The organism is Terrimonas ginsenosidimutans, from assembly GCF_022012415.1.
GTDB lineage: Bacteria > Bacteroidota > Bacteroidia > Chitinophagales > Chitinophagaceae > Terrimonas_A > Terrimonas_A ginsenosidimutans.
This window is the reverse complement of sequence record NZ_JAKLTR010000008.1, coordinates 300,459-315,619: the sequence shown is the minus strand read 5'-3', so window position 1 is coordinate 315,619 and position 15,161 is coordinate 300,459. Positions and strand designations below refer to the sequence as shown.

Annotated in this window: 10 protein-coding genes; 6 read left to right on the top strand and 4 right to left on the bottom strand. The window is 46.5% G+C overall.

Going from position 1 to position 15,161, the window contains the following annotated elements; translation table 11 throughout:
• Nucleotides 1–700: 700 nt before the first annotated feature.
• The 6 genes from LZZ85_RS14385 (at nt 701) to LZZ85_RS14360 (ending at nt 9,491) form a co-directional block, all read left to right on the top strand.
• Nucleotides 701–2,890 (top strand): S9 family peptidase, encoded by a 2,190-nt coding sequence (locus LZZ85_RS14385; protein ID WP_237873284.1) that lies wholly within the window; start codon nt 701–703, stop codon nt 2,888–2,890.
• A 54-nt stretch (nt 2,891–2,944) separates the two neighbouring features.
• Nucleotides 2,945–3,388 (top strand): hypothetical protein, encoded by a 444-nt coding sequence (locus LZZ85_RS14380; protein ID WP_237873281.1) that lies wholly within the window; start codon nt 2,945–2,947, stop codon nt 3,386–3,388.
• A gap of 76 nt (nt 3,389–3,464) precedes the next feature.
• Entirely contained in the window at nt 3,465–4,169 is a 705-nt protein-coding gene (locus tag LZZ85_RS14375) for an ABC transporter ATP-binding protein (RefSeq protein WP_237873280.1), read from the top strand.
• Between the two features lie 15 nt (nt 4,170–4,184).
• Nucleotides 4,185–6,683, top strand: coding sequence for a TonB-dependent receptor (locus tag LZZ85_RS14370; protein ID WP_237873278.1), 2,499 nt, complete (start codon nt 4,185–4,187; stop codon nt 6,681–6,683).
• A gap of 11 nt (nt 6,684–6,694) precedes the next feature.
• Nucleotides 6,695–8,143, top strand: coding sequence for an ABC transporter permease subunit (locus LZZ85_RS14365; RefSeq protein ID WP_237873277.1), 1,449 nt, complete (start codon nt 6,695–6,697; stop codon nt 8,141–8,143).
• 1 nt (nt 8,144) lies between these two features.
• Nucleotides 8,145–9,491 carry a DUF3526 domain-containing protein gene (locus LZZ85_RS14360; RefSeq protein ID WP_237873276.1) on the top strand — a complete coding sequence of 449 codons (1,347 nt, stop codon included), beginning with the start codon at nt 8,145–8,147 and terminating at the stop codon, nt 9,489–9,491.
• A 172-nt stretch (nt 9,492–9,663) separates the two neighbouring features.
• On the opposite strand, the gene LZZ85_RS14355 is transcribed toward LZZ85_RS14360, so the two are convergent.
• The 4 genes from LZZ85_RS14355 to LZZ85_RS14340 form a co-directional block, all read right to left on the bottom strand.
• Nucleotides 9,664–11,664, bottom strand: coding sequence for a polysaccharide lyase family 8 super-sandwich domain-containing protein (locus LZZ85_RS14355; protein WP_237873274.1), 2,001 nt, complete (start codon nt 11,662–11,664; stop codon nt 9,664–9,666).
• Nucleotides 11,665–11,862: 198 nt separating this feature from the next.
• Nucleotides 11,863–12,864: a DUF4466 family protein gene (locus LZZ85_RS14350; RefSeq protein ID WP_237873273.1), complete on the bottom strand. Its 1,002-nt coding sequence runs from the start codon at nt 12,862–12,864 to the stop codon at nt 11,863–11,865.
• Nucleotides 12,865–12,873: 9 nt separating this feature from the next.
• Nucleotides 12,874–13,290, bottom strand: coding sequence for an SGBP N-terminal domain-containing protein (locus LZZ85_RS14345; protein WP_237873266.1), 417 nt, complete (start codon nt 13,288–13,290; stop codon nt 12,874–12,876).
• Nucleotides 13,291–13,302: 12 nt separating this feature from the next.
• Nucleotides 13,303–15,159: a RagB/SusD family nutrient uptake outer membrane protein gene (locus LZZ85_RS14340; protein ID WP_237873263.1), complete on the bottom strand. Its 1,857-nt coding sequence runs from the start codon at nt 15,157–15,159 to the stop codon at nt 13,303–13,305.
• Nucleotides 15,160–15,161: the final 2 nt, after the last annotated feature.

Genomic DNA, 15,161 nt, shown 5'->3' with positions numbered 1-15,161 from the left:
GGCCGCCCTTCTCAAAGCAGGCAGAAGGCCTTTACATAAATGTAACCTTACGGTTCTTGTAAGTTTTGTCTCTTTCTGTCATGAAGTGCGCGCCAGTATCAAATTATGATACGGCTACTGAGATACAACGAATCTTCCTCGCAAACGATTCCTCCTTTCTCAACGCCCCGGCCTTGGAAAAAATGGCGTTAAGAAAATGGGAGGCTGGCACCGTCTGAGCCACACCGAAGGTGTGCGAAGGCGCCAAAAACTGTCTGAGCCCAACACGCCATTCAATCCTAAACCTGGTCGGGGCGAGTTTTTTTGGTGCAGGTGACATCCTCCCATTTTTAGCCATTTTTTCCCAGCCTTGATTTTTTTTGTTACTTTTTTTGCATCAAGGCAAAAAAAGTAAACGGAGTCTTTCGACCTCCCGTCGAAAAAAGGCCTTGCCCCTCCGGCAAAATGTAAACGGAGTCTTCGAGGCAACCCCTCGAAAAAAGGCCTTGCCCCTCCGGCAAAATGTAAACGGAGTCTTCGAGGAAACCCCTCGGAAAAAAACGCCTTGCCCGCCCGGCAAAAAAAAGTACACAGAGCCCTTCGACCTCCCGTCGAAAAAACAACCAGCCTCTGCAAGAAAGTTAAGAATTGGTAAACAACAGCAATAATTGATCTGCATCCGATTGGTTAAATCCATTAATTTGGGCACAAATCGATTTTCATGAAACGCGGTATTTCTTTTCTTGCAGCTCTTGCATGCAGCTTTGTTTTTCAACAGGTATTTGCTCAGTCTGTAAAATGGGCCAAAGACGGTAGCTCGTATTACCGTGCAGAAGCCGGCGATATAACAAAGTATACGCTTCCGCAAAACAGCAAGACCGTTTTTATTGCAAAAGACAAATTCAAACCTGCAGGCCAGGAACGACCACTTCAAATCAGAAACTTTGAATTCTCTTCAGACGAAAAGCAATTGCTTGTTTATACCAATTCCAAAAAGGTGTGGCGGCAGGATACGCGTGGCGACTACTGGCTGTATAATGTCACTGATGGTGCGTTGAAACAGCTCGGCCGTACAATGCCTGCATCGTCGCTGATGTTTGCAAAATTTTCTCCTGATGGAACAAAGGTTGCTTATGTAAGCAACTACAATTTATATGTCGAAGACCTGGCATCCGGCACCATCACTCCATTAACTACGGATGGTAACCGTAAGTTGATCAATGGTACATTCGATTGGGCTTATGAGGAAGAATTTTTTTGCCGCGATGGATTCCGCTGGAGCCCCGACAGCAAACAGATCGCTTACTGGCAGATCATCGCCAAAGGAACAAAAGACTACCTGATGGTGAATAACACGGATTCGATCTATCCTGTGGCGATTCCTGTTGAATATCCTGTAGCCGGTGAAGAGATCTCGCCGTTCAGGATCGGTGTTATACCGGTAACCGGCGGCGCTACAAAATGGATGAATATTGCATCTGATCCTGTGTGGCACAGCTATGCGCCGCGTATGGAATGGGCGGCGAACAGTACGGAACTGATCGTTCAGCAATTGAACCGTAAACAAAATGAAAGCAAATTATTGCTGTGCAATGTTGCGTCAGGAAATAATCAGGCAATCTATACAGAAACAGATTCAGCGTGGATCGACATATTGCCAAGCTGGGACCAGGATTATACCAATGGCGGATGGGACTGGTTGAATAATGGGAAAGAGTTTTTATGGGCAAGCGAAAAAGACGGATGGCGTCATCTTTACAAAGTTGCTCGCGACGGTAAAAAAGAAACGCTGATCACCAGTGGTGCGTATGATGTGATGGATATCGTGCGGATAGATGAAAAAGGTGGCTTTGTTTATTTTATGGCATCGCCGGATAATGCAACACAAAAATACCTGTATCGTACAAAGCTTGATGGAAAGGGAAAGGCGGAAAGAATCTCTCCGGCAAATCAGACAGGTTCGCATACATACAGGCTTTCCCCTGATGCCCGTTTCGCGCAACATAGTTTTTCCAATTATTATACTCAACCGTCATCGGAGTGGCTCACCCTTATTGATCACAAAGGGTTGAATGGAGAGAATAAGGTGGCTGACGCGGTAGCGAAAGCAGATAAAAATGCGTCGAATGTTTCATTCTTCAAGGTCAGGACATCGGAAGGAGTTGAAATGGATGGCTGGATGGCAAAACCTTCAGGTTTTGATTCTTCTAAAAAATACCCGGTTGTATTTTATGTGTACACGGAGCCATGGGGGCAAACGGCAAAAGATGAGTATGGTGCAGGACGCAATGGTCTTTATCAGGGTAATATGGCGGCAGATGGTTATGTCTATATTTCAATCGATAACCGCGGTACCCCAGTACCGAAAGGCCGGGCATGGCGTAAATCTGTTTACCGTAAAATAGGTTTGGTGAACATCCGCGATCAGGCACTTGCGGCCACGGAGATATTAAAGTGGAATTTTATTGACACCAGCCGCGTGGCTGTATGGGGATGGAGTGGCGGTGGCTCTGCAACATTGAACCTCATGTTCCAGTATCCGGAGATATACAAGACAGGTATTTCTGTTGCGGCAGTAGGTAACCAGCTCACGTATGATAATATTTACCAGGAAAGATATATGGGGCTTCCCCAGGAAAATCGCGAAGATTTTGTAAAAGGTTCCCCGATCACTTACGCCAGGAATCTCAAGGGTAATTTGCTGTACATACACGGTACGGGAGATGACAATGTGCATTATAATAACGCAGAGATGCTGATCAACGAGTTGATCAAACATAACAGGCAGTTTCAGGTAATGCCTTACCCGAATCGTTCGCATAGTATTTCTGAAGGTGCGGGAACGGGAGCGCATTTGTCAACCTTGTATACAAATTATCTGAAGCAGTATTGTGCACCGGGAGGTAGGTGATGTGATCAGGGAAAGCAGGATCAACTGTTTTTTATCATCCCGGCGGCCGCCGGGATGATAAAATTTTCTTCACCCGCAAGCATTAAAAAATCATTTGGCCATTCCAGTCATTTGGATATATTTGCAACGTTATTGCAAATTATTCTGACTTCAAATCTTCCATACCGGCAATTCATCGCAGCACTGCTTCTCGCACTGTATGCCTTTATCATCGCGCCGGTGCAGCTTTGGCACCACCACGAGCGTGAAGCTGTAAAGGAATCCAGTGCTTTTGTTGCCTCTGCGGATGATGCAGTATTTGCGTCGGATACTGATGTGTCTTCGGATACTGACTGCCCCGTTTGTCAGCATCAATACGCCGCCTGCGACGACGACGCTTCGGTGCCGGGGGTAACGATCATCTCAACACCAGCAACGATCAATGAAGGGTATGCCCAGCATGCCTTTTCCGCATTTGCATTAACGGCCTCCAATAAAGGACCGCCCTCATTTTCCTAAGCAACTTCTTTTTCTTTAGCCGCAGAGCCTTTCCGGTTGCTGCGATCTCTTATTTACATATTTAAACAAAACAGTCATGCCTGTATTGGAAGCAGTACAGCTCGGCAAGCAGTATGATCATTCTACTGCTGCGCTGAGCGACCTGAACCTGTCTATTGACAGCGGTGAGATCTTTTGTCTCCTGGGACAAAATGGCGCCGGTAAAACCACCACGATCAATCTTTTCCTGGGATTTGTTGAAGCCACCAGGGGCAAAGCACTTGTCAATGGTGTGGAAGTGAGGCCCAATGATCCGAAAACCAAAAAGTTTATTGCCTATATCCCCGAAGTGGTGCAGTTATATGGCAACTTGACCGGCGTAGAAAATCTTGATTTCTTCAGCCGTCTCGCCGGGTTCAGGTATTCAATTGGCGAGCTCAGTGCTTTCCTGACCAAAGCTGATCTCGGCCCGGATGCGCAGAGCAGGAAGCTGTCTACCTATTCGAAGGGAATGCGGCAGAAAGTAGGGATCGCTATTGCACTCGCAAAAAATGCGGATGCGATCCTGATGGATGAACCAACATCCGGGCTCGATCCTAAAGCGACTGATGAGTTCACAAAGATCTGCAAGGAGCTCGCGCTGGAGGGTAAGAGCATTTTCATGGCTACGCATGACATTTTCAATGCTGTAAATGTTGGCACACGCATCGGTATCATGAAACAGGGGAGATTGGTGCATACACTCGATACAAGCCAGATCACCGCAGGTGAATTACAGCAGCTCTACCTTGAAACCATCTAACGTATCAACATCAATATGAAATATTTTATCACCGTCCTGCTATTGTTCTGTCTTTTTACCACCGCATCAGCACAGCTGAGTCTGAAAGGCTATGTTCAGGATGATCACGGTGGATTTCTCCAGGGGGCTTCAGTGAAAGTAAGATCGGGGTCTTTTACGCGCGCAAGCCTGACCGACGCGCAAGGCTATTTTGCTTTTCAGGAATTGCCACAAGGAGATTATACGCTAACGATCACCAATGTGGGATTTGAGGATCATTCTCAGAGGATAGTACTGGTTGAACGGTCTGTTGAGGATCTCAGGATCGTACTGGCTATCAGGTCGAAACAATTACAATCGGTGGAGATCATCGGGCGAAGTGCCCGGAAGTACAATAGTGATTATTCTTTCAGTGCTACGAAGATTGCGGCATTGAACAAAGACATACCCCAATCCATCACGGCGATCACAAAAGAGCTGATGTCCGACCGGCAGGCTTTCCAATTGGCAGATGCGGTGAAAGTGGCTAGTGGTGTCATACCTTCAAGCTACTATAACCAGTATGCGATCCGTGGGATCAGTCAGAATGAAGAGGGGCAGATCGTCAATGGCATGCGAACCCGCCAGTATTATTTTCTGCAACCACTTACAAGCAATATCGAACGGGTGGAAGTGATCAAAGGACCTGCCAGTGCAAGCTTCGCAAGCGTTGATCCGGGAGGAAGCATCAATCTCGTTACAAAGAAGCCGTTGTCTGTTTCACGCAAAGAAATAAGCCTGACTGCCGGAAGTTTCAGCACCATCCGCGGTACACTTGATTTTACAGGGCCGTTGAATGAAAGCAAGACTTTGTTATATCGCATTAATGCTGCTTATCAGGATGCAAGAAGTTTCCGAGACTTTGTTGGCAATAAATCATTGCTTATTTCCCCTTCTTTTTCTTATATCCCCAATGACAGGACAGCAGTGAATGTTGAGATGATCTATAGCAATATGAATGGAAATCTCGACAGAGGTCAGCCGATCTTTGGTGCTGTTGCAGGGCAAACCGATCTGAAGAGTACACCTGTCAGTTTAAATCTTAGCGCTCCGAATGATTTCTTTAAGTCAAGGGAAATGATCGTGACGGCAAATGTTGCACATCATTTCAGTTCCTGGCTTACGTTCAATACTTCTTATATGAAGCAGACATGGTCAGAAGATCTGCAGGAGCACAGGACTACCAATGCATTTGCAGTGGACCTGGGTAATAATCCTGTTACGTCGCTGGCGGGGATGCAGTTTATTCAACGCAAACAGTTCTGGAGCGTCGATAATGTGAGCAGTTATTTTAATGCTGATTTCAACACGGGAAAGATCAAACACAAACTGGTGTTTGGTTATGATCTGAACAGCTGGGAAAAAACCAAGGGCGGTGGTCAGAATGCAGCCCGTGGATTCTTATTGAAAGATGGGACAGTGGCGAATACATATATTCCGGCCAATCAGTCAAATTATCAAACGATCACGGCAGGCGGTGTTGTACTTCCACGCCCAAACGTTAATTATTTTGATCTGAATAATCCTGTATATACGATCCGGAATACGGATGATTATTCCTTCAATGTAAGAACAGTGCTGCCAGCTGCGCTAACGACGAATCATGCGGTCTATATCCAGGAGCAATTGCAATGGAACCGTTTTACTATTCTGCTTGGTCTAAGGCAGGAATGGTTCAAGGATATTACCAATTATAATTCGGTTAATGAATCATCATTTACCAATAAGGCTTTGCTGCCGCGTGCAGGTCTTACCTATGCACTCACAAAGGATGTTAATCTTTATGGGACTTACCTTGAAGGGTTTCAGCCGCAGTCAAATACCGTTACCCTCATGCCGAATACAGGTAATTTCTATAATACGCCAAAATCAGCTGCCATCTTTGACGCGTTGACCAGTGATCTGAAGGAGGCTGGCGTAAAAGCTTCGTTACTGAAAAATAAGATCCAGGTAAATGCTGCCTGGTATATCATCAACCAGCGTAATATCCTGATGAATGCAAACCTGCCGGCCTATCCTGATTCGCTGGTGACAAGAGGTGCAGACCGCAGCAAGGGATTTGAACTGGAAGTGGCTGGGTTTGTTTTGCCTAACTGGCAGGTCAATCTTTCGTATAGTTATATAGACGCAAGGATAAAGCGCGATGCCAAATCGGAACTGGTTGGTTTGAGAAAAGAGAATACGCCATTTAACAGTGGTAACTTCTGGACACGTTACAACTTTATCAGTAATTCTTCATTAAAAGGGTTTGGTGCAGGGTTGGGCTTGCAGTACAGTGGCGACAAAGTGCCCTGGTTCACCCGCGCATTCAAGGTGCCTTCCTATACATTACTGGATCTGGCTCTCTATTATACACCGGGCAAAGGAGATATGCAGCTGGCTCTTAATGTTAACAATGTGCTGGATAAGACTTACTGGATCGGTGCACAGAATTATCAGCGCTTGTTTCCGGGGGCGCCAAGAAATATCCTGTTGACTGCAACCTATAAATTTTAATGTAAAAGTGTATGCGAAGATCGTTATTGATATTATTTGCCAGGCAGGTAGTGAAGAATGCTTTAAGTAATAAAGCCGTATTGCTATTGCTGGCTATCATTGTCCTGCTGCTGATCTATGCAGGATATAGTGGAAGTAAGATCTATGCTGATCAGACAGCAAGCCGGATCAGGTATCAGAAGGAAGTACGAGCGCAATGGGAAAATATGCCGGATAAGCATCCGCACAGGATGGCGCATTACGGGTATATAGCGTTTCGTCCAAAGCATCCGCTAAGCGTGTTTGATTTTGGGATCGAGAGTTATACGGGGAATGCTGTTTTTCTGGAAGCGCACAAGCAGAATTCCGTTAATTTTTCGGAAGCAGGATTTAGTACAGGGATGTTTCGTTTTGGAGAAATAAGCCTTGCAATGATCCTGCAGGTACTGCTGCCGCTTGTGATCTTCTTTATCGGGTTTGATACGATTGCCGCTGATAGAGAGAATGGGACACTGAAGATCCTGTTAAGCCAGGGGGCAACATGGAAAGAAGTTATTTTTGGAAAAGCTTTTGGATTACTGGCGATCGCTTTACCCCTGTTATTTTTCGCGATGGTTATCCTGATTACAGCGGGGATATCTGTTCCCTCCATGTTATTTGGAGCTGATGAATGGTTGCGCGCCATGCTGATCACATTTATCTATTCCGTTTATTTTGTAGTGATCAGTTTGATTGCTGTGCTGCTGTCTTCTGTCAGCAAGACGGCCAGGTTGGCCCTTGTATCGTTGATCGGGATCTGGCTATTATTTGTGGTGATCCTACCAAGGGCTTCTCAGGCCGCCGGTGCTGCGATCTTTCCATCGCTGTCCAAAGTGGAATTTGAAGCGGGTATCGAGAGCGATCTGATCAAAAAAGGTGACAGTCATGATCCCAATGATCCTTATTATAAAGGGTTGAAAGATTCTTTACTGAAGGCGTACAAAGTAGATTCACTTGTGCAGTTGCCATTCAACTACAGCGGGTTTCAGATGAAGGAGGGCGAGCGGATCAGCGCGGAGATATATCAGCAGCATTTGTTATCGCTACTGGATAATTACAAACGTCAGAACAGCGTGTCCCGCGTAGCAGCCTTCATTAATCCGTTTGCAGCACAACGTAATCTTTCGATGGGGCTTAGCGGAACAGATTTTAATACCTATAGCTGGTTTCAGCAACAAGCAGAAGAGTATCGTTACAATCTTGCTCAGCAGATGAATGATCTGCAGATCAAACTGATCAGTAACAGGCGGCCAGAGCAACATGAGGCCCCACACAGCATCAGTCGTGATCACTGGAGAGCTTTTGCTGATTTTGACTATAAGCGCCCGTCGCTTCGTAAGGTGCTGAATGATGAAAGTCTGTCCCTGCTGGCATTGCTGGCCTGGGCAGCTGCATTGGTGATCCTGGTGTTCGTTATTTCTAAAAAATTAAAAGCAGTTTGATATGTATTGGTTATTGCTGAAGCGTTTTTGCCGCTCAAGAATGGTGGTCATCGGTTTATTGATAGTGTTGCTGGCAGGCGTAGCAGGAATTTTTATCGGTAGAGCTCATTTGCAGAAGCAGCAAACGAGCCTGGTAAAAGCTGCCCGGTTGCAAAAAGAGCATCTTGAACGCAATGTTCATTTTTTCAATAAGGATATGGGGCTGTTATTTTACTATCTCCGTTTTGGACTGGTGAATGAGACGCATCCGCTGAATGCGCTTTCGATAGGCCAGCGGGATGTGAACAGCTCTCTGCAGAATGTAAATATCCGTAACCTGGAAGCCCAGCTTTATGATACGGACCTGTTCAATCCATACGGGCTGCTTGCGGGAAATCTTGATCTTAGTTTTGTACTGATCTACCTGTTTCCACTGTTGATCATCTCATTTACCTATAACCTTTTGGCTGAAGAAAAGGAAGGGAACACATGGAAGTTGATTTTGTCGCAGGACAGTAAGCCGGCAAATTTCCTATGGAAAAAATTGCTTGTCCGTGTATTCGTAACACTGCTGGCATTTTTCTTCCTGCTGTTTGTAGCAATCGGAGTTTTGTCATTGCAGCCGGACCTGGCGTTGTTCATGGTGACGGGTTTATCTGTTTTGTATATCTTTTTCTGGTTTGCACTGAGTTTTTTTATCGTGTCACTCAAAAAGAATTCAGGAAGTAGTGCAGTGGTCATGGCAACGGTTTGGCTCTCGCTGACCGTTGTCCTGCCGGGTGCGGCGAATAATTACTTATCTGCGCGATATGAAGTTCCTGAAGCTCTTGCAACAATGGTAAAACAACGCCAGGGGCTGCATGAGAAGTGGGATACAGATGAAGCGCCAACACTAACAAGGTTCTTTGCACACTATCCGCAGTTCAGCAAATATCCCAAACCTGAGAAAAAGCGGGGGTGGCTTTGGTATTATGCGGCGCAACAAATGGCGGATGATGAATCTGCTGCTGATTCAAAACAATTGCGCGAGAAGCTGTGGCAACGGGAACATGCGAGCAAGGGACTCGCGTTTTTTCTGCCAACGCTTCATGCCCAATTCCAGCTAAATGATATTGCCGGAGCAGGTTTAAGCAATCAGTTGCGCTTTCTGGATGCAACTGCAAACTTTCATGAACAACTGCGGTTAAAATTTTACCCGGCTATTTTTGAAGGGGTGTCTGTTGATAAGGTGGATTGGAAGAATCTCAGACTGGAGTATTTTCGGGAGGATAGAAAACTGTCCTGGCTGGAAACTCAAGTTCCGTTAGTGTTATTGACGATGATACTTTTTGGTGCGTCGTGGATCAATTTTAAGAAAAGGATGATCTGACTTATGACGTGTCGTTTTAATTGCGTGGCGTGCTAGTATTGCAAGGGATGCAATAGGTCGCAGTGGACGCAAGATATCAATTTAAAAGGTTGAATATTGCGCTCGCTGCGGCTCGTTGCACTGCCATACGAGACCTGTCTTCCTGCACGGCAGCCAGGGTTGTTAGTTGCTGTTACAATCGAACGATGGAGATCCCGCCGTTTTCAGGCAATGCTATTTTATAGCTCTTACCGCCAAGCAGTACCTCCACTTCTCCTCCTTTATGTTCAGGGTCTGAGACGTAAACATTCTTTTCATCGATCTGCAGCATGCAGGGACGGCTTACACTGACTGTCCTGTTCTTCCATGTTAGTTTGCTTTTTTCAAAGAATGCACAAAGGAGTATTTTATCAAAACTTACAGCCTGGCAGGCTGTGTTGTTGCTGATGATCTTCCAGTTTGGTCTTTTGAATATTGCCGCGGCGGCTGTAGAAGAATTTGCAGCGGCGACAACATAGCCGGAAGTCTGTTCCTTTTTTTTATGCAGGAGCATTGGGATGAACACTTTGTCATTTACCGGTGTATCTATCGCGCTTTGGTTTATCACGTGCCATGAACCGGTTGCCGGTCCGCTTTTAATAGAAACGGTCTCTTTGTACAAGGGAGCATAGGCGAATCCTGCATGATAGATCCATTTTGTACCGTTCAGCGTTTGCACCCCTTGTTTGAGAAAGTTACCCGGTTGATCAAATGCTATCTGTTCCTGCAGCCTGCTTTGGTCCATGACGGTGAATATCGAATCCGCAGTTCCGGTTGTGTTCAAGCCGGCGATCAGGCAAACGACGGTATTGTTATGTGTGGCCCAGAACTTATGCGCGTTGAGTTTGGAATTGCTATCTGCCAGTGAATGATCGGTGGCCCAGCAGCCGCTTTTCCCATTATCGACTCCTCCGTTAAAAGGTTTCTGGATCAGCCTTGCATTGCCATTGAAGTTGGTTATGCCGGGTAATTTACTCCAGTCCCATACAGCCATCAGGTTCGTGTATTCATTTCCATTTTTGATGAAGTATGTATTGCCGCCATTTAAGAGGTGCCCAAAGAGGTTTTCTGAATTGGTGGTTGTTTCGGACGATAAAGTTCGGGTGGAAAATGTTTTCAGGTAAAAGCTATAGTTCTTATCACTGTAGGCTGCATAGTCTGAATAGGGGAAGCTTTTGTAACCCATGTCAGCATATACGCCTCTGTAAGATAAGATGGCGTTGTCAAGTTTATTTCGAAGGGCGGGAAGCAGGTCTTTTAACTGAACAGCTGTAAGTGTCAGATTGCCGGTGTCGAGATAATTCGGTCGGCTTATTGCACGGTCGATCACTGCTGGTGAAACGTGCTTTCCTCTGGTCATCCATTGATCGCCTTCGAGCAGCAGTCCGGCGAGTATCGATATTTTTTCTTCCGGGAATGCCCACTGCGTGTTCCTGCATTGCCAGGCAAGCCGGGTGTTGTCAGTGAGGAATGACCGGCCGTAATGATAGTTCTGTAATCTTGCGCCATGTTGATGAAAACTGAAATCAGGTTGAACGCCTTCGCGTGTGCTGATCATGATCTCTTTGATCAGCAGGTTACGGCAGCTATCTACCCCACGCTCGTTGTTGGTCAATGCGGCATAGTGCAGTCCAAGATCTGCCGACCAGGTAAGGTTGGCACCGGTGCCATGCACTTTATGCTGGCGCAAAACAGCAAGTGCCTGTTCCCATTGTTTGGAACTGAGGTCGTTTTTTAACAGGATCATGATATCCCGCATCAGTTGAGGCACACCGATCTCATTATGCCACCAGTTGGGATTCTGATACTTTTTATTGAGCCAGTCATCAGTGGCAGACAGGAGAGATTGCAATACTTCATTCTTTCCGGATAATTTATTGCCAGGTTTCGACCAGGCGATGGCCAATGCCTGTAATCTTAACAGGTGATCCCTTGTTTTCCAGTTGCCACGTTCCTGGTTTTGATAATTGATATCGGACCATTGGCCATTGTTTAACAAACGCAGCCACTGATCCGTTTTTTCCTGATCGACATCGGTCTGTAAAAGAAACTGCCGGTAACGGTCGATAATGCTGTCTGTTACCGGGCTTGCTATTGCCTGCTGGAAAACAAGAATAACAATAGCGGTAAGCAATGATCTCTGGAAACGAAACATAAGATGTATGAATTCAAGTGGAAAAAGTACTGGTTTTTCTTTAAATGAGCAGGATAATCTGAACTGGATCTGGCTTTTAGTTTTAATTCGATATAGTTCAATAAAGCGATCATCAAGCTGTCATCCCGGCCGGGATGAGGCTTGATGATCGCTTAGCTAAAAGATACTGGATATAACGGGGCTTGAGTTCGCTGATTTTTATTGTAAAGGATAACGTTTAATGCTTATAACGGCCGATTGTGCTGCGTCGTTGATCGAATTGAAATAAACATAGGCTCTGTACTTCTTGTCTGCCGTTTCAACCCAGACGCCGGTTTGTGCTTTCATATTGATCGCATAGTTAGGAGAGCCGGCGATATTCAGTTTTTCGAAATCTGCGTCGTCTATAAAAATGCCAAATTGCAAACGTGCCAGTTGCTGATCCCTGAGTTGTCCGGCTTTACTGATAAGCGCGTTCCGGTTCACACCAGCGGGTAGCACGGCTCCCTGTAAATAGATGGGTTCTGTTGCCGGGGCAACCAGTGCATGTCCGAATGCCACAGTTGGCAGATTACGGAAAAGATATACAAGATCGATCTTTTCAGGATGCAGCGCTGCTTCTGCCGCGGTATAGATCGCATTGTCTGCAATGGAAATATAGCAGGCTGCGTTTTCTTTCACAGGAAGGTCCAGCACCATGTCCATTTTGCTTAATGCATATGGTCCCATCGGAAAAGATACTTTTTCTCCCGTACTGCTTGTTGCGGAGAAGGTGAATGATACCTGTTGTCCTTTTCCAGCGGATGGGACTACGTAGTAGTAACGGAGAGTGGCTGCATTGGTGTCAACCGTGAAATTGACCAGCGTTGTGTTGCCGTTGTTGGTTGAAGGTGTTCCGACAATCACGCCTATATCCTGACCACTGGCATTTGTATTGAATGAGCGATGTTCGAGATAAGTGGCGGGAGCTCCTGTTACGCTTGCTTCCACCTGTGCGGAGACGATCTTTCCGTTCATTTTCCCCAAAGCCATTGCGTAAGCAAACTCGATGGATGTGCCTGCCACAGCAGGTCCTAATGAGCGTTTGATCACATCATTCTGGAAATTTGTTTTTGGTTCCGGTATTGCATAGTCTTTCTTTTCGCAGGAAGTAAATGTTCCCATTGTTATTACCGCAGCTGAAAACATCAGCAAGCTGAAACTGTTTCTATTTTTTTTCATATGCTGGAGTTATGGGGTCTTGACCGTGATAAAAACTTTATATGGTTTACGAACTTTCCTGTTGCCTGATACAACGGTGTAAACTTTTGGCTGACTAAGATCAGAGAAATCTGTTTTCCCGGTGATCTTCGGATCCAGCTTTGCGTCCGTTACCAAAGTGAACTGTGGGTAAACATTTTTCAGATCGGTGCCAAAGAGTACTTCGCACTGAATGGTGCAGGCCACTGTGTCGATCACCGGATTCTTGCTTCGTACGGTCAGGTAATCGGTCCCCAGTAGTTCGAAGTTGCTGACATAGCATTCCGCCCGTTCGGTGATGAGCAACCCATCTTCGTCGATCGGTGTTTCTTTTCTGCAGCTTATCCATATCACAGAGAGAAGGACGATGAGGGCGGGGAGATGTTTGTATATTTTGAAGAAGTTCATAATTCATTTTTTTTATAACCATGGAGTGTTTTGAGTCAGTCGTTGGTTACGGTTCCTTTCTGAAGGAGGTATCCGGAATATGTAGTATTGTTCGTAGCCGCGTTCCTGTGTGTTCTGGAAAAGCAGTTCCTGGTTTTCGTTGTGGGTATCTTTTGTTTGCACGCCGGGTCCGCCGGGTGGTCCGTATATGCGGGAGAGTGCCCGCCATCTGCGGATATCATAACTGCGCTGACCTTCGCCAACAAGTTCAATGATCCTTTCCTGTTCGATCGCGTTGAAGAATGCGTTCTTATCTGCTACCTTGTCTGCGGCCAGCGCGGGAAGATTACCGCGATGCCTGATCCTGTTGACCAGCGCAATCGCATCCGCCTGTGGACCGTTAAGTTCGTTTGTGGCTTCGGCATACATCAGGAATACATCCGCGAGCCGGACGACAGGCCATGAATAGTCGCCCTCGCTACGTCCCTGGCCCGGATAATTCCGGACAAACTTGCGGAATACGTAGCCGGAAGTGGTTCCGTCGGTGAGATAGGTGATATAATTCACTCCGCCGATCGTTACGTTACCACCCCAGGTCTTGTAGATATAGGGAGCATAGCCGGTCGATTTCAGCGATGCAAGGCCGATGATCATTTCATTGTCCCAGAGAATAGTTGATTTCATCCTGTAATCCCTGTTCGCATAGCTTTGCGGATTGATCGCAGAGTTAGGGAGTGTGCGCGCACCAGGCGTGGCAGGATTGATAGGGATGAGTTTTGGCATGTAGTCGCCGGTGACGATAGATTGGTAACGGTCGGCAATTTCAAATCTGGGAGAAAGCCAGCACTGGCCGAACTCCTGTGTACGTCCACCGAAATCACGCATCAGTTCTTCTCCGAGTGCGGTATTGATCCCGCCATGTGTGAAGGAGAATACCATTTCTTTATCACCGTTGGCAATGGGCATAAAAAGGTGATAGTAATTAGGAAGTATATCGGCTTTGCCTAGTGCATCGATCTGCCCGGGTTCGCCATTTCTGAAAAGTGTTAAGCCATAATCATTGATCACGCTTTTGAAATCAGCCTCTGCTGCCTGGTAGGATGCTGTTGCCGCAGCTGCATCCGGGGTGAATCCTGCAAGTTCGGGCCAGCCGTTCTTGTTCCAGCAAGCCCAGTACAAATGCATCTTTCCTCTTAATGCGAGTGCGGCGGGTTTTGCTGCACGGCCGAGCATGGGTGCTGTTGCGGGTAGTTTTTCAAAGGCATAGGTAAAGTCTTCAATGATCCTGTCTTTGATCTGTGCGATCGGCATGCGGGTCATCGTATCCGCTTCTGTTGCACTGGTAATAATGTGATCGATATACGGAACGTCGCCCCATAAGGAGATCAGCCGGAAGTACACGAGGCCGCGTAAAAGGCGGGCTTCTCCAACAACGGCTTCGAGGCCGGGCAATGATGCGGCACTGGCATGCGGCAGCATTTTTTGGACGTTTTCTATCACGTAATTCGTACGGTTAACGCCACCAAACAGGTATTGATACATCTTATCGGATCCTGCTCCGTTGCCTGTGGGTTTGTAGTCATAGCTGCTGTTAAATGCGGCTCCCTGGCGAACGTCAGTGGCATGAGTACCGCTTCCTCTTACTTCAATATAATCGCCATTGCCTTCCCAGAAATAGTCGCGGGTGAACAGTGGTGCCACTGATGCATAAGCTCCAACAAGTGCAGTAGTGGCATCCGATTCGCTTTTCCAGAAAGTTGAAGCATCTACCACGGTAGTTGGGTTCTGATCGAGCAGGTTTTTCCTGCAGGCTGACTGAGTGAAGATGATCGCGGCGAGTCCGGCAGTCATCCACACCTTCCAGCTATTTTTTATGCTATTTAATTTCATAC

Coding starts and splice junctions, on each gene's coding strand:
- LZZ85_RS14385 (WP_237873284.1), top strand. CDS start 701: ATGAAACGCGGTATTTCTTTTCTTGCAGCTCTTGCATGCAGCTTTGTT.
- LZZ85_RS14380 (WP_237873281.1), top strand. CDS start 2,945: ATGATAAAATTTTCTTCACCCGCAAGCATTAAAAAATCATTTGGCCAT.
- LZZ85_RS14375 (WP_237873280.1), top strand. CDS start 3,465: ATGCCTGTATTGGAAGCAGTACAGCTCGGCAAGCAGTATGATCATTCT.
- LZZ85_RS14370 (WP_237873278.1), top strand. CDS start 4,185: ATGAAATATTTTATCACCGTCCTGCTATTGTTCTGTCTTTTTACCACC.
- LZZ85_RS14365 (WP_237873277.1), top strand. CDS start 6,695: ATGCGAAGATCGTTATTGATATTATTTGCCAGGCAGGTAGTGAAGAAT.
- LZZ85_RS14360 (WP_237873276.1), top strand. CDS start 8,145: ATGTATTGGTTATTGCTGAAGCGTTTTTGCCGCTCAAGAATGGTGGTC.
- LZZ85_RS14355 (WP_237873274.1), bottom strand. CDS start 11,664: ATGTTTCGTTTCCAGAGATCATTGCTTACCGCTATTGTTATTCTTGTT.
- LZZ85_RS14350 (WP_237873273.1), bottom strand. CDS start 12,864: ATGAAAAAAAATAGAAACAGTTTCAGCTTGCTGATGTTTTCAGCTGCG.
- LZZ85_RS14345 (WP_237873266.1), bottom strand. CDS start 13,290: ATGAACTTCTTCAAAATATACAAACATCTCCCCGCCCTCATCGTCCTT.
- LZZ85_RS14340 (WP_237873263.1), bottom strand. CDS start 15,159: ATGAAATTAAATAGCATAAAAAATAGCTGGAAGGTGTGGATGACTGCC.